The sequence below is a fragment of the Dysgonomonas sp. HDW5B genome (genome assembly GCF_011299335.1).
In the GTDB taxonomy this organism is placed as follows: domain Bacteria; phylum Bacteroidota; class Bacteroidia; order Bacteroidales; family Dysgonomonadaceae; genus Dysgonomonas_A.
On the sequence record NZ_CP049858.1, the window covers coordinates 830,776 to 848,862 of the forward strand.

The following is an 18,087-nucleotide window of genomic DNA, read 5'->3' on the forward strand; positions in this document are numbered from 1 at the left end:
AATATAACCTATGAAAAACATTAATTGATCTTCGAAATGAAATGGAAATCTATTGTACCATTAATAGTGTTTGTTCCCTTGACATCTCTTGCTCAGAAAAAAGTACAAGACCGCCCGAACATCATTCTATTTTTAGTTGATGATATGGGATGGCAAGACACTTCATTACCCTTCTGGACAGAGAAGACACCATGGAATGACCTCTACGAAACACCCAACATGGAACGATTGGCAAGCCAGGGAATGATGTTTACGCAAGCATACGCATGCAGTGTAAGCTCTCCCTCGAGAGTTAGCCTACTTACGGGGATGAATGCAGCCAGACATCGTGTTACAAATTGGACGCTAGAGAAAAATAAGACAAACGATGGAAAAAGCAGTATAATTCAACCTCCCGAATGGAATATCAATGGGATTTGCCAAATACCCGATATTGAGCACACTTATCAGGTGACATCATTAGCCCAAGTTTTAAAAGACAATGGCTACCATACTATACATTGTGGAAAAGCACACTTTGGAGCAATAGATACTCCGGGAGAAAGCCCCTATCATTTAGGTTTTGAAGTAAATATAGCCGGGCATGCAGGCGGAGGACTTGCCAGCTATTTAGGCAGTGAAAACTTCGGAAATAAAACCAATGGACAAGAAAGTCCGCTTCAGGCAATACCCGGACTCGATAAATATTGGGGACAAGATATATTTGTTACCGAAGCCCTTACTTTGGAAGCGAAGAAAGAGCTTAATCATGCTCAAAGACTCGAACAACCGTTCTTCTTATATATGGCACATTATGCCATACACATCCCGATTCAAAAAGACATGAGGTTTTACCCAAAATATGCAAACAAAGGCATGAATGAGGTTGAGGCTGCATATGCTTCTCTTATCGAAGGCATGGATAAAAGCCTTGGAGATTTGATGGATTATCTGGAAGCCAACAATTTATCAGATAATACAATAATCTTATTCATGTCTGACAATGGCGGGTTGGCTGCCACCACACGCAGCGGAAAACTTCACACACAAAACTCACCTCTCAATAGCGGAAAAGGATCAGCTTACGAAGGTGGGATGCGTGAACCGATGATTGTTTCATGGCCTGGCAAAGTAAAAGCGGGATCAAAATGCAATGAATATCTTATCATTGAAGATTTTTACCCGTCGATTTTAGAAATGGCAAAAGTGAAAAGCTACAAAACAATTCAGCCGATTGACGGAAAAAGCTTTGTCCCTTTATTGACTGAAAGCGGAAATCCGAGTAAGGGACGAAAACTATATTGGAACTTTCCCAATATCTGGGGACCATCGGGACCCGGAATAGGTGCAACATGCTCTATTAGGGATGGTGATTGGAAACTAATATATTATTACGAAAGTGGAAAGAAAGAACTTTTTAATATTTCCGAAGATATAGGCGAAGTAAATGATCTTTCAGAAAAACATGCCGACATAGTAAAGAGCCTTTCGAAAGATCTGGGCAAACACCTGAGAAGTGTAGATGCTCAACGCCCCAGTTTCATCGCGACAGGAAAGCCGACACCATGGCCTGACGAGATCTAAACATTCTAAAGAATAAAAAAGCGAACATATCAAAAATATGTTCGCTCCTTGATTTTTTATATATGTGTCGAGTTATTTGACTCTACCTCCTTTTTGCCAAGTTCTTTTATAATAGTCCTCATTCAAACTGCTTACAATAACACCTTTGGAGGTAGAAGCATGCACAAAATAGCCATCTTTAAGGAAAATACCTACATGATCTATCTTTTTCGATTTTTTAGACGTTCTAAAAAACACCAAATCTCCGGGTTTAAGACCTCCTTTCCCAACTTTATGCACATCTTTTTTTGCCTGATCATCGGATGATCTCTCCAGATTCTTACCGTAAACCCTCCGATAAACCTGCCATACAAAGCCCGAACAGTCTGAACCCGCTTTTGTATTTCCGCCATAACGATAAGGTACGCCCAGCCACAGCGATGTTTCAGCATAGAGAGGAATATTAGGATCATCATTATTAATCGGAATACGTAAAGTCCGGGATAATTGCTCTACTTCCACCGGATTATATAAAACCGTCTTGCTGCTTCCACATGAAGATAATGCTAGCAGTAAAAATAATCCTACCGTAAATACACCAAACCTTATTATCCTATAAATCTTACTCATACACGTCCAATTCTCATTCTAATAAACAAATCAGAAGATAAAGATAGTAAAATGATTAAAGCTTATAATTAAAAGAATGCAACCTTGTGTTAAATTCTCTGATTCTTTTTCACATTTAAAAATTCTCTTTAGTCACCTAAATGTTAATGTTTTTTCTTATTTTTGTGTTTTCGAGAAAGATATATCTATTACACACGTAGATACATTTTTGATATTATAAATATACATTAACAACAAATGCATTAAATATAGATACCTTATTTAACATGTTATAAAGTCTCAGAACACTTTATAATATGCATTTATTGTAGAAATACATATCTATTTAGAATTTTCAATTTAACTATTATAAAAAAGCTGTATTATGGCTATTGACAAAAACAGGAAAACTTCTCGATTTATCAATTTTGGATGGTTTGCATGTATACTCATTGCACTTACTTTTGTTGCAGGAGGTATAAGCTATACAAATACTAAACGAATAGTAGATCGTGCCGAGCAAAATAACCAAGAACTGCAAGAGTTATTCGGAATGTTACGGGATAATTCACAGTATGTAGTAGCAACCGATCAGGTAGGACGTCATTATATTGACAGTATTAATTTGGTTAAGACTCAAAAAGTTCAAAAAGCAGAAGAAGCTATTATCAAACAAGCCACTATTCAATTAACCGAATACTCAGGTATGTTGTCACGAACAGCCGACAATACAGTTATGCTGCTATTTGTCTGGGCAGCCGTATTAGCACTTATCACGCTCATTTTTTCATTCCTTGGATTTATGGAATTGAAAGACAGAATGAAAGCTGTTGAGGATACTTTAGATAAAGTAACCGATAAAAATGAAGAAATAGATCATAAGAAGAAAGACATTGACACGAAGAAACTTGAAATTGATGCTCAGAAAGAACAGATTGATGCAAAAACTCAAGAAATAGATGACCGAAAGGATGAAATAAATGCAGCCTTGGGTAAAGTAGAAAGCACGCTTTCAGAGGTTGAAAAGATAGGAATAAATATCAAAGAAGACGCACGTACTTCAAGTTACAATTTCGACATCCATGCTGCTATAAGCAAAGCTGATATGGCAACCAAAATAGGGTCACTAGAGGATATTGCAAAAAATATTGAAAAAGATGAGGTAATAGATAAAGACCGCAAAAGCAGTTTGCTATATCAAACTTATTTTTATTTAGCACAAGCCTACTCTGCAAATAAAGACACGAATAAGTCAGTAGAAACATATACTAAACTTATTGAAATAAATGCTAATCAGCCTCAGGTTTTCAACAACAGGGGCAATGTATATAACAGCACAGGCGATTACGACAAAGCAATTGCCGACTATGACAAGGCTATAGAATTAAATTCTAATTATACGGAAGCTTACTACAATAAAGGAACTGCTTACAGCAGCAAAGGGCAATACGATATGGCGATTGAGAATTACAATCAGGCTCTACAATTAAAACCCGACTACGCCGAAGCATATTTCAACAAAGGAACTGCATATAGCGATAAGGGAGACTTCGATAGAGCTTTGGAGAATTACAATACAGCAATAAGCCTGAATCTGAATGATGCCGAAACCTTCTACAACAGAGGTACTACACTTAGCAACATGGGGCAATTTGATAAAGCTATCCAAGATTACAACGAAGCACTACAATTGAATCCAAACTATACAAATGCATATTATAATCGTGCAAATGCCTATTTCAATCTAGGACTGTTTGATGATGCTATTCAGGATTATGATACAACCCTCAAGATGAATCCATACGATGCTAAAGCATACTTCAACAGAGGTTTGATATGTAAAAGCAAAGGATTATACGACAAGGCAATTGAGAACTTTGATGCAGCGTTACGAATTAAACCTAATAATATAAAGGCTTACCTCAACAGAGGTCTGGTTTATTTGGCACTGGACAATTACGACAGAGCTATTGAAGATTTTAATGCAACACTCAGACTTAATCCGAATGACAAGGAAGCATACTACAACAGAGGGCTTGCATATTCGAAAGTGAACGAATTGGATAAAGCGATTAACGACTATAATGCTACGATCATTATCTCTCCTGATTATGATAAAGCATATTACAGCCGAGGATTAGTGTACTACACCAGAAACGAGTATGACAGGGCAATTGACAATTTCAATACCGTACTTCGATTGAATCCCGAAGATGCAGTGGTTTACAATCTTAGAGGTACAATTCTGCTAAAACGTGGTGATATTGATAAATCTATCGAAGATTTCAACAGAGCCATTGAACTGAATCCCGAAAATGCAGAAGCATACAACAACAGAGCTAGTGCATATAATACCAAAGGTGATCATAACAGAGCAATAGCAGATTGTAATGAGGCTTTACGCCTCGACCCCGGCAGTGTAGATATGCTTAGCCGCGGAAATGTATATTTCAGTATTGGTGAATATGATAAAGCAATTGCTGATTTTACGGAAACAATCGAGACTAAGCCTAATGAGGTTGGTGCTTATTTTAAAAGAGGTGAATCTTACTTTATAAAGAAAGAGTACGATAAAGCAATTGCTGATTTTGATGAAGTTCTTCGTCTAGATTCTAACAATACAGATGTATATGGATACAGAGCTGATGCGTACTTCCAAACTAATCAGTTTGCTTTAGCGATCAACGATTATAATCAGGTTATTTTCAATCAGAAAGCAGGACTCGAGACATATAAGAATTTGGCTACAGCCTATTTTAAACAAGAAGAATATCCGGAAGCAATTACCAGTTACGACAAAGTCTTGGAGCTGTCGCACGACAACGAGGAGGCTTTTCTCAACAGAGGATTAGCATATGCATATCTTAAAGATTTTGATGCGGCAATTTTCAACTTCAATGAGCTACTGCGTGTATCTCCCGAAAATGCTGAAGGATACTTTAACAGGGGAAATGCTCATACAAACAAACAGGCATACGATGCGGCAGTAAAAGATTATACTGAAGCTATTCGCTTCAATCCCGAATTAGCCGAGACTTATTTTAACAGGGGAAATATTTATTATAATCATAGCCAGCATAGTGTCGCTATTGAAGATTACAGCAAAGCTATCGAATTAAACCCCAACTATACTAAAGCATATTTCAATAGAGGTTTGGCGAGTAAAATAACTGAGCAATATCAACAAGGTCTTGACGACTTTATAAGAGTGATGTCTCTGGAGCCAAACAATCAACGATTGATCGAAAAAGCACAAAAACAGGTTGATCTAATTACCAAATTGATGAAGGTACAATCTCCTGATTCAAGTGATAATCTGGAAGAATAAGGATCGGATCATACTGCTATAATAAAAGAAGAAGAAATCAAAATTGGTTTCTTCTTTTTTTATCTATATGAAAAAACATCTCCTTATGCTAACATTATTTTTAGTTTGTATTTCGATAAATTTATCAGGTATTCTACTCGGAAAAGCATTAACCGAATATCCATATTTCTCACTAACACGATTATCGAAGAAATTTGATCGCAAACCCTTCAACTGTAAACCCTGCTTAACTTTTCATCTTTTATGGATAGTCCATACAATCGTGTCAATCACTTTATCCTCATGGTTAATATGGACTATTGGGCTTATATTTTCGGTTATCATATTTATAATACTATATCTTGATGACAATTCGAAAATTATTAAATAAGATTTTATTTCTTACTCTTACTGTAAACACGAGGAGCACTTATATTCAAAAACGTATCATTAAATATTTCCCATTCATTAAATCACATATAGTATGACACTTACAAAAACAAAACAAACGACAGATACATTAGTACAAAAAGTAGAATCACTTTTAAAAGAAGTAAACTCAACCCATCGCTATAGCATGAGCCGCATTTATGGATTGTATAATGAGGTATTTGCTGTAGCCGAAGTTCCGCAATCATGTGCCAGTTGCCTTATCAGAAAAGTAAACGAGTTAAAATCATGGCTAATCCAACAATCTAAAGACAAAAATAGTGTAGATATTAAAACCGAGCTAAAAGTTGCAAAAAAAGGAAAGAAGTAATACAACCGAGAATAACATCCAAAATAAATCTAAATAAAACCCATCTATATACATTAATGTATATAGATGGTGTGCATATTCATACCTTAGCAGTCCAGTAGAGGTTAGAAACAGGAGATTTACAACTTCCAATAGTGATGCATCAAGTTCAGTCAGGGCTCATACGAGTGATAAATAGCGATAAATGTATTCGCACATATAGAAACTTAACAACCTACACCACACAATACTGATTACTCGCAAAATAATAACAAATACAAGAATCTTGTTTGCAAGTTTAGCATTCAATGACACCATTACTCATATTCTTACTATGATCCATCCACTTGTTCCTAGAGGCGAACGAATAAAAGCAAAAATTCAAAATAAATACCAAGAGTTCTAAAGGGAAATAAACAAGTAATCTGATGGAATGAATTTAATAACATTATTTTGATTTCATTGTGTACCAATATGCTACAATTAAAATCTTAACAATAATAAAATGTGAATTTTGTTAAAAGAACTTTATTTGTTTATACATTTGTCGATGAATCATAAAAAAAATTGATATGAAATTAGCACAACTTTTAATTTGTGGAGTATCTATGATGATGCTCACAAACATTTGCATGGCCCAGGAGACTAAAAAAGAGCCTGCAAAGCGTGATGTAACACGTCTTAGTGAAGATTACTTTATTCCAGGACGCTTCAAAGGAAAAACTATTGTCATTACGGGTGGGGCTCGTGGTATCGGTAAGTCAACTGCCATTCGTGCCGTTAAAGAGGGGGCGAATGTAATTGTTATGGATTGGCTCGACGAATTAGGGAAGCAGGTAACCGACTCTATCAACAATGCTTGTGGCAAGATCGGAAACGGAAAAGCCATTTTTATCTCAGGTAATATCTCCAAACCCGAAGATTGCGACCGAATGATTAAGACAGCTGTTGAGAACTTTGGCAAGGTTGATTATGCGGTTCTTAATGCAGGAGTAATGGACGGAGTATATTCTGGAACACCGTTCAAGTTTGACAAAGAACAGCGTATGTTGATGCCTGCAATGATTACCGATGCAACTGATGAATATTGGCAGAATGTGTTTAAGACTAATGCCGAGGGTACATTCTACTCTTTGCGTTCAACCCTCACTCAGATGCTTGAACAAGGCAATGGTGGTGCTGTGGTTATGGTCGGCTCTATTGCCGGGATGACTGGTTTGGCAGGTAATCCGGCTTATGTAGCGAGTAAACATGCAGTTAATGGACTTATGCGTAATGCAGCTGTCGACTATGCACCTTATGGAATACGTATCAATTCGGTAAATATGGCAGAAACACAAACACCTATGGTCGCACGTGCAGGAGAATTTGTTGCAGCGGAAATTAAAGAAGGAATGGGTTTTGGTATGGGGCGTATCAAAACGATGAGCCTTTTAAAATATACTGACTCACAACATCGTGGCTCGTTCCCATGGGAACAGGCTTCAAACATTCTCTATCTTATATCTGACGAGGCTTCGGCACTTACAGGTACAGTGATGGCAACAGACGGAGGTTGGACAGCATTTTAGTAATTGTCCTATATGAAACAATTTATTATAGGGTGTTTATTGTTGATGACAAGTATGCTTGTTTTGGCACAAAATACTAATCCGACTTCAATATACGAAGGTTACATAATTCAGCATGTTGATTTTTCGTTAAATGGGTTACCAACAGATACTGTTTTGGCGAACTCCTATCGAAAGGCTGTTGAAAGTGAATTCAGTATTGGACAGCATAGCCAGTATAGTGCTATTATGGCATCGTACTACACTTCCAAAATCGACTTACTTCCTTTTGTCGAAAAATCTACATTAGAGGTTTTCCCTACGGTTGAAAGCGGAGTGAAAATAACGGTAAATGTAACCTTTCGGAGTAAAGAAGAGCAGGTTAGAAGTCAGACGGATCTTAAAAGTAAACACCAACTACCGGTTCTCTACAACTCTAGACGAGCCTATCTCACCATGCGTGTTGCTGCATCAGAGATGGTCTATTCCAACCATAATACTTGGTTTGGCGACCCTGCATCAATGACAGCAGGCAATCCGCTAGCTAATTCACCCACAGGTGATGGTTGGTCTGCTTGGCTCGAGGGCTTTGCAAGTGTAGGAACTTATGGTGTGGTGAAACTTACTCCAAAAGCCAATCTGCATCTCTATGGTGGAGCGAGTTATTTAGTGTCTTTTTCGGCAGGAAACGAACTTTTCTCCAATAAGGCTCGTATATATGCAGCTGTAGAAGATGCCTTTGTGGGTGTTGTTGGAGGAAAACAAACCTCAAATGGAGATCACTATAAGTATAACGTTACCTACGGACGAAAGTCATTTATAATGGCTGATGGTTGGCTTATTAATAACACTTCCATGAACGGCTATAACCGTGCTGCACTACAGCTCAATCCGCGTTGGGCAGCACGCGAGTTGCTTTTGGGAGGTTTCTCTTGGAATCGCCTTATGGCTCAGGTTTTTTCCGTCACACCAAACGACCTTGATATTATAAACAGTGAAACTGTTATTAATGGTATCAATCTTGAAGCAAGCAATCGTACAAACGGAACGTTGGGCTTTGCCTATCTCAGCGTTCCCAAGTCTAAATTCCGCTACTATTCGCCTGACGGAACAGTTTACACTCGGCAGGGGTTGCAGGTCTATAATCTGCGCCTGTATAAAAACTCTGGACTGGATGGTGGAGTCTTCTTGAAAAGTGAAGTAGGATATCAGACTAACAAAAACTTTGACATGAGCTCATGGGCATACTATGGGGAGTTAGGCTGGCACTTTGCAAAGGTCAAAGGCTCTCCCGCCATCAGCTACCGATACGCTCACTTCGGAGGAGATAACCCCAATTCGAAATCTTATAATCGTTGGGACGCTCTATACACGGGAGGTAACGGCGAACAATGGGTACAGGGATCGGTAATGTTTAAGATTGCACAAAACAGCAATGAGATAACCCATCGTATACAGGCGGTATATCGTCCCGCTCTGAAATTCCAGATGGTGGGGCAAATATGGTTGTTTTATGCTGATCAGTTGAACAACATTGGAGGTAATCCCGCATTATCTACACTGAAATCGAAATTCTACGGGACAGAGTATAATTTTACTTTAAAGTATTTTTATTCCCGACAGTGGTATTTCTATATGAATACAGCTTATGCCTTGCCAGGCAGTGGAATCAGAGAAAACCTTAGCAGCAGTGCTAAAGATTGGTTCTGTGCGACGGTGTTTGCAAGGTATTCGTTCTAAACAAAAAGATCAACGAATAATTACCTTCATTTTTTATTCGACACCGATTAAAATTTAAAATATGCCCTCCTCTAGAAAATTATTCTATTTTTTGGGGAGGGTTATTTATAGATTGCTTCTTAGAGCTTCGGTTTTCTTATAACCACAGACGCACAGACCAAAATAACTAAGACGGTAGCTTGTGTCACATTCTTATGTCCTATTATATCATAGATCAATTTCTTTCAGTTCTTTATAGCGAGTGTGAATAATACAGTTGACCCTGTCAATGTTCAATGCCTGTTTGCTCTACCCCATCATCCTGCTCACTTTGTAGTGCGGACAAGCCATTCTTTTTTGTTTCATTCTTTTTTGGATAGAACAGCATTTTTCATTCGGATTTCATCATGCTCATTTTTCTTGTATTAAACATTACATTAAAATAAATTATTCGTCTTTATGAGAGAAAAGAACTGTCAGCATATAAAACTCCCGACGAAAATCTGATTGCCTGCCAAGCATTTGTCTTGCTCTTTTGGATATTCAATTGAGTTGTTTTTACTACCTTTAGCATCGTATTTCATCACCCTAAGGAGGGTAACAAACTGGTAACAGAAAGGCTGCTTTAAGCCGCTTTTTCCTTTTAACGCAATACTTCTCAAGTTTAAAAGCACTAATATACAACTGGTTATACTTAAATTTCAATAATGTATTTTTATGTATTACCTTTGTTATATAAATAAAAAATGGATAGGTCTCTGACCTTTTAATATATGGGTAACAACGGATTAAATAAAATATTAGGATTTTTAGGATTAGATAAATCCGAAAATAGCCAATCTTATGAGCAACAGAACTACTCATCTCTTTACTCTGAAAAATTAAGAGATGCTTTATCTCAACCACCGGGTGCAGAGAAAGCCGGTGCTCTCAGAGAATTAATCGGAGAGATCGAGAATGAAAATTTATCTTTAGAAGAAGAATCTCCGGCTCAGAAAGTCGACAAATATAGTAGTGCAGGAGTAGCATATTCTGAATTACAAGAGTATGAAAAGGCAATAGAATATCACAACAAAGCTATCGAAATAGCTAACAGCATTCCGGCTCTTTACTACAACAGAGCAAATACCTACAATAAACTCGGTGAATATCAAAAAGCTATAATCGACTATAAAAAGGCAATTACGCTGGATCCCGACAATGCTGATTATCATTGTAATTTAGGATATACCTACGACGATTTGGGTATGTACGAGGAAGCTGTTGATAATTACAATAAAGCAATCGAAATAAATCCGTATAATACAATCAACTTAAGTTGCAGAGCCGCAGCCTATGTCAATATTAAAGAATTTGAAAAGGCAATTAACGACTATAATCAAGCTATAGAGCTTGACCCTTTCGATCCGCAATTGTTTTTTAACAGAGGACTAGCTCTAGCCAATAGTGGGCAAATAAATGATGCTATCAAAGATTTTGAGGAGTGTCTTGCGATTGACCCTCAGAATCATTTCGGGCAGAAAGGTCTGGCAGTATTAGCTCTCCAAAAATTACGTCCCATTTAACTTAGACTACTTCAATTTTCTCTTCATTCTTCAAGTTGTTCTTTCGTTTTATAGCCTATGAATTGAAGTATTCGTACGCTGACTGAAGTAACAGCTCAGGCAATTCAAATAATACTTTTTGATTATGCTTGTTAAGTAATTTCCATAATTGGTTTTCCTTTGATGCTACCATATAATATAAGGATGAGTTTTATATAGAGATAAAAAACTCATCCTTAGCTCAGAAATCCATTATGTTCGTAGTATTTATATACAGCTAGATTATTTTTGATATATCTCTCGTAGTAAATGGCATAATATTTAATTCGTCTTTAATGTGATAAGTATTACTCCATTTTGGGCTCTTTCACCATATGATTCTATAGCCTTATCTGCTTTCAAAACCTCCATCTTCTCTATTTTATCGGGATTCAATGCGTGGAGAACCTCTCTTAATTCTTCTTTACCATTTATAAAAACGAGAGGGTTACCTGCTTTAACATTAGTCATTTTAAACCCCTCATCGTTATCAGAAGAAATTACAGATAATCCGTTCTTGTCTTCATTTACAGATATAGTGTTCGAACCGGACTGTCCTTGGTCTGATACTACAGGGTCACTAATATTTATCATTATCGGAACGGATACAGAAGCCCCTTTTTTAGTTGTAATTACGATTACCCCATTTTCGCCTTTGCTCCCATATGCCGCTATTGCAGACTTGTCTTTAAGCACTGAGACTGATTCTATATTTTTAGGGTCAAGCTCTTTCATTCCTGAAACTGACGATTCTTTACCGTCAATAATATACAGGGCTTTATTTGGATCAGAATTATTATTGATATGGTCGGCTGCAAATCCAATAACCTTTACTGAATCCTGGGCAAAGACTGATGGCATATTATCAGAGTTCTCTCCAGTAGATTTAAATATAAAACGAGGTGTTGCCGAAGCCCAGAAGAATAATCCAAAGGAAGGGATAAGAGCCAGCACAGCTGCTCTTCTCCAAGGTGAAGTTTTTTCTTTCTTAATCATAAATAAACGATTTAATTGGTTTGGATAAGTAAATGAATTAGAGAAAGAAAACACCGGGCCCTGAAATCTTTGATTGATAAGTGCAGCCTGATATATGGCAGGAGAAATACCCGCATCTATTACCGCTTTATCAGCTAAGAATTCGTGATTCTCTTTCTGTGAAGACACGTATAACCACATCAAGGGATTGAACCATTGCAGTAATAGTGCACATTCGCTGCATAATAGATCTATCCAATGTTTTTGAGATATGTGAGTTATTTCATGTTTTAATATTACGTCTTTTTCAATTTCACTCATATTCATTGTATTGATAGCAATGCAGTTGAGTACTGTAAAAGGTGATTTTATCAGAGGACTATCTACCACTTTGTAGTAATCGGTTTTAGTTTGTATTCCGGATCTTATTAATTGAATTATTTTCCGGTATGATGTCAGATTACGTAACAATTGTATTATAATACCGATTATGTAAACAATGGACAAAATAAACCATATATTTATTTCTGCCGTTTCTACCACAGGGGGTATTGATGAATCAGAAAGTGAAGACACAGATACAGGAAGAACTACATCGTATGAAAAACGTATCGTTGGTAAAATGAATGAGGCTAATAATCCCGACAAGAGAAATATACGATTGAATCGGAAAGATGTGGAAGAGCGAAGGAAAATTCTATAAATAATAAAGAATATTCCAATACAAATAGCGGATTGTCCTATATATATGATAAACTCTTTCATAATCCTTTTTCTTTTTTGTTTTGATCTTCCTGCAACGACTGTCTGGTTTCCTCTAAAAGCTTATCCAAGTCATCTATTGATAAATTGGCTTCTTTGGCAAAGAAAGAAGTCATGGAAGAAAAAGATCCGTCGAAATAATTTTTCAAAAAGCCGAATAATTGTTTTTTCGAGTAGTCTTCTTTTTTTATAATCGCCCAGTAAACATTCGATCGACCATCCGTTCTGTGAGCCACAAACTCTTTGGTCTCTAATATTCCTAAAATAGTAGCGATGGTAGTTCTTGCAGGTTTCTCTTTAATAAACTCCTTTAGTATATCCTGCACTGTGCCCTCCCCTAGAGTCCACAGTATCTGCATTATTTGTTCTTCAGCCTTTGTCAGTTGCATAATTATTTGATGTTATGAAGCAAATATATGTCTAATTTTTTAGACATACAATAGTTCACCTCTTTTTTTGTCTAAAAAATTAGACATTCGGAAACTTTAATCCCCTATTTAGTTAAAATATATATTATTAATAACCTATATAAATACCACGAAGTGCGTTTCGGCTAACGAGAAAACCCTTATATCGGATTTAAACTGCTTTATTAAAGAATGTAAATAGATTAAACCTCTACTCTTATTTCAGGTCAAAGATGCATAAACAATTAAAAGTAAGAAAATATGAAAAAGATATTATTGTCATTAGCATTATTAGCAAGTATTTCATTTGGGGTATCAGCTCAAGGCAAAGATGGCGGACGCAGAGGTGGCGACAGAACTAAAGCTCTTCAAGAGTTGAACCTGACAGCAGAACAACAAGAGAAAATGAAAGCTTTGACAGAAGATTTTAAAACAAAGAACAGTGCATTACGAAGTCAGCAAAGAGATTTACGAAAAACTCATCAGGCAGATATAAAAGCATTACTTACACCCGAGCAGCAAGTAAAATGGCAAGTTATGGTTGATAAGAAAACAAAGGGAGATAATAGAGGTGGTAAGAATTTTGGAAACAGAAACAGAGGCGGAAAACAAATGAAGTTAGATGCTGCAACGACAGCTAAATTAGCAGATTTGAAATCGAATTTCGAAAAAGAAAAGAAAGCTGTAGAAATGACCCGCATATCGCCCGAAGTTCAAAAAGAGAGAATTCAAGCTTTAAGAGATAAGTATAGAACCGAAAAAAGAGCAATCATAAAAGAAGCACGCCCTAAAAAAGACGAAAACCGTGTAGTGTAAATAGAGTTTATAGTTTAATACATGAAGAGGCTGCCCGCAAAAGTGGGGCAGCCTCTTTTATTTTCGACTCCGGATATTCTTCTTATTTAAGTTCGCAGAACTATTTATTGCTTTGGCAAGCAAAACAGCGATAGGCTGTTATGCCTTTAAAATGTGTCATTAAATATTTTCTTTTACTTAAATGAGTTGAATATAGGAGAAATCATTGCATTATAAGTATCTTTTTCTTCTTTTGGATATTTAAGAACAGCTGTAACTAAAGCTCCTTTCGTGAAAATTGTCTTTTGATAATATAGCATGTCTCCATCCAGACCCGATATAACATAATAATTGGGACTCAATGCACTATGGGCAATCTGACGTCCTTTTTTATCGGCTATGTCTTCTTCATAAGCTGCATTAAAAGCCAGAGAGGCACCACTCTTATCTGTACGCTTATCGCTATAAATACGCAACTCTGCTTTTCCTTCGGCAGCCTTGAAAATTTGCTCTTCACCATTTGCTGAGGCATCCTGAGGTAAAAGTATATCTTTCGGATAGCTTATACTGTATCCCAAAAGTTCATTGGTATAAGTACCTGCTGCTACTTTGTTACTATCGGCAACCTGTTCAACAGATTCAGTCTCTGCATTCTCTTTATTTGAATTTCCACCGCAACTAACAACCATTACGGCTAGTGCTAAGATAATTGTACTTTTAATAAGTTTCATATTATTTTATTTTAAGGTCTCAGACCTGTTTATTGATTAAGCAACGAAGAAACTATATCGAAATATAGAGTTCCATATTTACACAGATCATAAAGATATAGAAAATCATCATACCGGCATTACTTTTTCAGGTTCGATTATGCATATCAACTATTTATACCTTACAATACATGTTAAAAGATTATTTTTCCTATTTTTGGAATTATACAACCTTAATTTATCTATTATATGAAAACATCAAAAATCACAGTACTCACTTTTTTATTAATGGGGACCTTCTTTATCACTTCTTGCACAAAAGAAAAAAAGAAAGAAAAAGAAAACTTCATCAACGAAAATGTAGAGTTTGCCTCAGCACAAACAAAGCTTATGCTTGCTAATGTAGGAGAACCAACAGGCAAAAACTATCCACGCACGGCCAATGAGAACGGTACACTGAGAGTTACCGATATGTATGACTGGACTCCCGGATTTTTTCCCGGTTCGCTATGGTATTTATATGAATTGACCGGTGATACTACATGGAGATACAATGCCGAGAAATGGACACATTCGCTCGAACCTCTAAAAACGTATACTGGCAATCACGATCTTGGCTTTATGATGTATTGCAGCTATGGTAATGCCGAACGGTTGGCTTCTAAGCCTGAATACAAGAATATACTGATTGAGAGTGCCCGGTCTTTATCAACACGATATGATGATAAAGTACAATCAATAAAGTCCTGGAATGGGGGTAAGGCATGGGGAGATACTACAAAATGGACTTTTCCGGTTATCATTGATAATATGATGAATCTTGAGTTACTTTTCAATGCTTCGAAAATATCAGGCGACAAACAATTCTATGATATTGCTGTAAAGCATGCTAATACAACCATCAAAAATCATTTCCGGGAAGACTTCAGCTCGTATCATGTTCTAGATTACGATACCATAACTGGAGATGTCCGTTTCAAAGGAACAGCTCAGGGTTTTAGTGACAACTCTACATGGGCTCGCGGTCAGGCATGGGCAATTTACGGATTTACTATGGTCTACAGGGAAACAAAGGATTCAACTTATCTGAATACAGCTAAACAGTTGGCTGATTACTTCATAAAAAATTTACCTGCCGATTTTATACCTCTATGGGATTTTAATGTAGGCCAGACCGGATATACCCCTCAGGGAAAATCATATGCTGTAGAGTTTCAGGAAAAATTAAAAGATGCATCGGCAGCAGCCATTGTCTGCTCTGCCTTATTTGAATTAGGGGAGTTTACTCAGAATAAATCTTACACCGAAATGGCGATCAAAATGCTTCATAGCTTGGCATCTCCAAATTATAGAGCAACTTTAGGCACAAATGCTAATTTCATAATTATGCATTGTGTGGGAAGTATTCCTCATAAGTCAGAGATTAACGTTCCGTTATGCTATGCCGATTACTACTTCTTAGAAGCACTGGTTAGATATAAGAATCTTAAATAAGGCCTCCGACTAGTAAAAAAGAGGGTGTGACAAAAGAAGTTAGGAACGCATAACACACAGATACTATACTTTCTGTTTTTTCAGTGTAATCGTTGTTCTATCTAGACTTTTGGCACACCTTCTTTTTTTTTCGTGAATTTTCTTTTATTTTTTTGTAACCAATCACTCTTCAAGGTAGTCATATAAGAAAAACCTAAACAATTATGAAAATACTAGTATGCGTCTTGATGAGTGTCATAGTTATGACTTCGTGTAACATGTCCGCTTTTAAAAACGGAGTCAAAGGAAATGGCAATATGGTTTCTAAAGAAATAGCCATAGACGATTACAATAGCATTTCAGTAAGTGACAAGTTTGATATTGTCTACACACAAAAAGTAGATGAGAAACCTTATTTACGTATCGAAATCGATGAAAACCTAGTTAATTATGTATCGGCAACAGTAGAAAACAACAAGTTAACGATAGAGTCTACCTCAGAGATTAATCCTAAGCATTATAAAATATATACTAACTCGACTTCTTTATCTGAGCTTTCGGTTGGTGGAATAAATGATATCGAATTAAAAGACTCGATCTATTCCGAGAATCTGCAAATATCAGGGTCGGGAGCCGGACATATTACAGCCAAAAATCTGCATTGTAAGAATATAAACATAAATATGTCAGGTATTGCAGATATAACTCTTGGTGGAGAAGCTTCTAATCTCAATATGTCTGTTAGTGGAAAGGCAAATATTAATGCATACGAGTTGAAATCGGAGAATGCAGATTGTTCTGTATCAGGAATGGGATATGTCGATATATATGCATCCCAAGTACTTTCTGCTCATGTTAGCGGTGTAGGGAAAATCAATTATAAAGGAAATCCGAAAGAAAAAAATCTATCAACCAGTGGCATCGGTAGTATAAAAGCAAAAGAATAGTCTAAAAAACTATTTTGCTGTAACATATCATCAAACAAAAGAGTCTTACATAAAAAGACGGGGAGAATTGCTATTCTCCCATACAAGATATTCACTTTACTTAAATTGCAATTATGAAAAAAATCTTAGCTGTCCTATGTGTATTAGTCGCAATCACATCCTGTAAGGCAAGTTCCAACTCTTCCACTAAAGGGAATAAAAAAATAACTTCTGTTGAAAAGTCTGTAGCTTCATATTCTGAAATATCGGTTGCCGGATCTTGTGATATCATTTATGAACAGAAATCCAATCAGAAACCGTATTTGCGTATTGAAATAGATGATAATCTTCAACAATACGTAAAAGCCCAAGTCAAGAATGGTGTCTTGCAAGTGTCACTAGACGGTAGAAACATTCAACCAAGCAAATTTAAGGCTTATACAAATTCTGCCACTCTAACTAAGGTAAGAATAGCCGGATCGGGAGATGTGACACTCAAAAATGATCTTAAATCTCCTTCATTAAATATATCAATAGCAGGTTCCGGAGACCTAACTGCCGAGAACCTTCAATGCAACGATTTCTCTATTTCTATAGCAGGTTCGGGGGATGCCCAATTGAAAGGCAAGGCAACCAACAGCAATATTTCGATAAGTGGAAGTGGCGATATAGATGCCGGTAATCTGGTAACAAAAAACACAATCTGTTCAATACAGGGTTCGGGAGGAGCCAGAGTATATGCAACTGAAGAACTCACTGCAAAAATAAGTGGTAGCGGAGATATTCGATTTAAAGGAAATCCCATAAAACTCAACAAAACAGTTAGAGGATCGGGAAGTATATCTTCCTTTTAAAATATAAAACGCCCTTTTTTAAGTAAAGCCGATATTTGCAATATAGATTGTGAGTGTCGGCTTTATAAACAGTCCAACAAACCTATCGAAATAAATTTACTCAATTTGTTTCAGTGGGTTTGTTGCATTATGTATC

Annotated in this window: 14 protein-coding genes; 10 read left to right on the top strand and 4 right to left on the bottom strand. The window is 36.6% G+C overall.

The window, feature by feature from the left end; all coding sequences use genetic code 11:
* Positions 1 to 36: 36 nt before the first annotated feature.
* Positions 37 to 1,563: a sulfatase gene (locus tag G7051_RS03370; protein ID WP_166198545.1), complete on the top strand. Its 1,527-nt coding sequence runs from the start codon at positions 37 to 39 to the stop codon at positions 1,561 to 1,563.
* 72 nt (positions 1,564 to 1,635) lie between these two features.
* Here G7051_RS03370 and G7051_RS03375 read toward each other — a convergent pair whose 3' ends face one another.
* Positions 1,636 to 2,172 carry a C40 family peptidase gene (locus tag G7051_RS03375; protein WP_166198547.1) on the bottom strand — a complete coding sequence of 179 codons (537 nt, stop codon included), beginning with the start codon at positions 2,170 to 2,172 and terminating at the stop codon, positions 1,636 to 1,638.
* A 364-nt stretch (positions 2,173 to 2,536) separates the two neighbouring features.
* Here G7051_RS03375 and G7051_RS03380 point away from each other — a divergent pair, with 364 nt between their 5' ends.
* From G7051_RS03380 to G7051_RS03400, 5 genes are all read left to right on the top strand, one after another.
* On the top strand, positions 2,537 to 5,479 hold the full coding sequence (locus G7051_RS03380) for a tetratricopeptide repeat protein (RefSeq protein ID WP_166198549.1): 2,943 nt from the start codon (positions 2,537 to 2,539) through the stop codon (positions 5,477 to 5,479).
* A 463-nt stretch (positions 5,480 to 5,942) separates the two neighbouring features.
* Positions 5,943 to 6,218 carry a hypothetical protein gene (locus G7051_RS03385; RefSeq protein ID WP_166198551.1) on the top strand — a complete coding sequence of 92 codons (276 nt, stop codon included), beginning with the start codon at positions 5,943 to 5,945 and terminating at the stop codon, positions 6,216 to 6,218.
* 551 nt (positions 6,219 to 6,769) lie between these two features.
* A complete protein-coding gene (locus G7051_RS03390; protein WP_166198553.1) occupies positions 6,770 to 7,768 on the top strand; it encodes an SDR family NAD(P)-dependent oxidoreductase in 999 nt (332 codons plus the stop codon).
* A gap of 12 nt (positions 7,769 to 7,780) precedes the next feature.
* Positions 7,781 to 9,487 carry an alginate export family protein gene (locus G7051_RS03395; RefSeq protein ID WP_166198554.1) on the top strand — a complete coding sequence of 569 codons (1,707 nt, stop codon included), beginning with the start codon at positions 7,781 to 7,783 and terminating at the stop codon, positions 9,485 to 9,487.
* 752 nt (positions 9,488 to 10,239) lie between these two features.
* The gene (locus G7051_RS03400) at positions 10,240 to 11,031 is read left to right on the top strand and encodes a tetratricopeptide repeat protein (protein WP_166198556.1); all 792 of its coding nucleotides are present in this window, start codon (positions 10,240 to 10,242) and stop codon (positions 11,029 to 11,031) included.
* 300 nt (positions 11,032 to 11,331) lie between these two features.
* On the opposite strand, the gene G7051_RS03405 is transcribed toward G7051_RS03400, so the two are convergent.
* Both G7051_RS03405 and G7051_RS03410 read right to left on the bottom strand, forming a co-directional pair.
* The gene (locus G7051_RS03405; protein WP_166198558.1) at positions 11,332 to 12,789 is read right to left on the bottom strand and encodes a M56 family metallopeptidase; all 1,458 of its coding nucleotides are present in this window, start codon (positions 12,787 to 12,789) and stop codon (positions 11,332 to 11,334) included.
* Positions 12,786 to 13,175, bottom strand: a complete 390-nt coding sequence (locus G7051_RS03410; protein ID WP_185154943.1) for a BlaI/MecI/CopY family transcriptional regulator — start codon at positions 13,173 to 13,175, stop codon at positions 12,786 to 12,788. The genes G7051_RS03405 and G7051_RS03410 overlap by 4 nt, the downstream gene beginning before the upstream one ends.
* Positions 13,176 to 13,454: 279 nt before the next feature.
* Here G7051_RS03410 and G7051_RS03415 point away from each other — a divergent pair, with 279 nt between their 5' ends.
* Complete coding sequence (locus G7051_RS03415; protein WP_166198560.1) at positions 13,455 to 14,009, top strand: hypothetical protein; 555 nt, start codon at positions 13,455 to 13,457, stop codon at positions 14,007 to 14,009.
* A 173-nt stretch (positions 14,010 to 14,182) separates the two neighbouring features.
* Here the strand turns inward: G7051_RS03415 and G7051_RS03420 are convergent, their stop codons facing one another.
* Positions 14,183 to 14,719, bottom strand: coding sequence for a PsbP-related protein (locus G7051_RS03420; protein WP_166198562.1), 537 nt, complete (start codon positions 14,717 to 14,719; stop codon positions 14,183 to 14,185).
* Between the two features lie 228 nt (positions 14,720 to 14,947).
* Here G7051_RS03420 and G7051_RS03425 point away from each other — a divergent pair, with 228 nt between their 5' ends.
* From G7051_RS03425 to G7051_RS03435, 3 genes are all read left to right on the top strand, one after another.
* Complete coding sequence (locus tag G7051_RS03425; RefSeq protein ID WP_166198564.1) at positions 14,948 to 16,192, top strand: glycoside hydrolase family 88 protein; 1,245 nt, start codon at positions 14,948 to 14,950, stop codon at positions 16,190 to 16,192.
* A 203-nt stretch (positions 16,193 to 16,395) separates the two neighbouring features.
* Positions 16,396 to 17,118 (top strand): head GIN domain-containing protein, encoded by a 723-nt coding sequence (locus G7051_RS03430; RefSeq protein ID WP_166198566.1) that lies wholly within the window; start codon positions 16,396 to 16,398, stop codon positions 17,116 to 17,118.
* A gap of 113 nt (positions 17,119 to 17,231) precedes the next feature.
* A complete protein-coding gene (locus tag G7051_RS03435; protein WP_166198568.1) occupies positions 17,232 to 17,951 on the top strand; it encodes a head GIN domain-containing protein in 720 nt (239 codons plus the stop codon).
* Positions 17,952 to 18,087 lie beyond the last annotated feature (136 nt).

Coding starts and splice junctions, on each gene's coding strand:
- G7051_RS03405 (WP_166198558.1), bottom strand. CDS start 12,789: ATGAAAGAGTTTATCATATATATAGGACAATCCGCTATTTGTATTGGA.
- G7051_RS03420 (WP_166198562.1), bottom strand. CDS start 14,719: ATGAAACTTATTAAAAGTACAATTATCTTAGCACTAGCCGTAATGGTT.
- G7051_RS03410 (WP_185154943.1), bottom strand. CDS start 13,175: ATGCAACTGACAAAGGCTGAAGAACAAATAATGCAGATACTGTGGACT.
- G7051_RS03435 (WP_166198568.1), top strand. CDS start 17,232: ATGAAAAAAATCTTAGCTGTCCTATGTGTATTAGTCGCAATCACATCC.
- G7051_RS03380 (WP_166198549.1), top strand. CDS start 2,537: ATGGCTATTGACAAAAACAGGAAAACTTCTCGATTTATCAATTTTGGA.
- G7051_RS03415 (WP_166198560.1), top strand. CDS start 13,455: ATGAAAAAGATATTATTGTCATTAGCATTATTAGCAAGTATTTCATTT.
- G7051_RS03370 (WP_166198545.1), top strand. CDS start 37: ATGAAATGGAAATCTATTGTACCATTAATAGTGTTTGTTCCCTTGACA.
- G7051_RS03385 (WP_166198551.1), top strand. CDS start 5,943: ATGACACTTACAAAAACAAAACAAACGACAGATACATTAGTACAAAAA.
- G7051_RS03375 (WP_166198547.1), bottom strand. CDS start 2,172: ATGAGTAAGATTTATAGGATAATAAGGTTTGGTGTATTTACGGTAGGA.
- G7051_RS03430 (WP_166198566.1), top strand. CDS start 16,396: ATGAAAATACTAGTATGCGTCTTGATGAGTGTCATAGTTATGACTTCG.
- G7051_RS03390 (WP_166198553.1), top strand. CDS start 6,770: ATGAAATTAGCACAACTTTTAATTTGTGGAGTATCTATGATGATGCTC.
- G7051_RS03395 (WP_166198554.1), top strand. CDS start 7,781: ATGAAACAATTTATTATAGGGTGTTTATTGTTGATGACAAGTATGCTT.
- G7051_RS03400 (WP_166198556.1), top strand. CDS start 10,240: ATGGGTAACAACGGATTAAATAAAATATTAGGATTTTTAGGATTAGAT.
- G7051_RS03425 (WP_166198564.1), top strand. CDS start 14,948: ATGAAAACATCAAAAATCACAGTACTCACTTTTTTATTAATGGGGACC.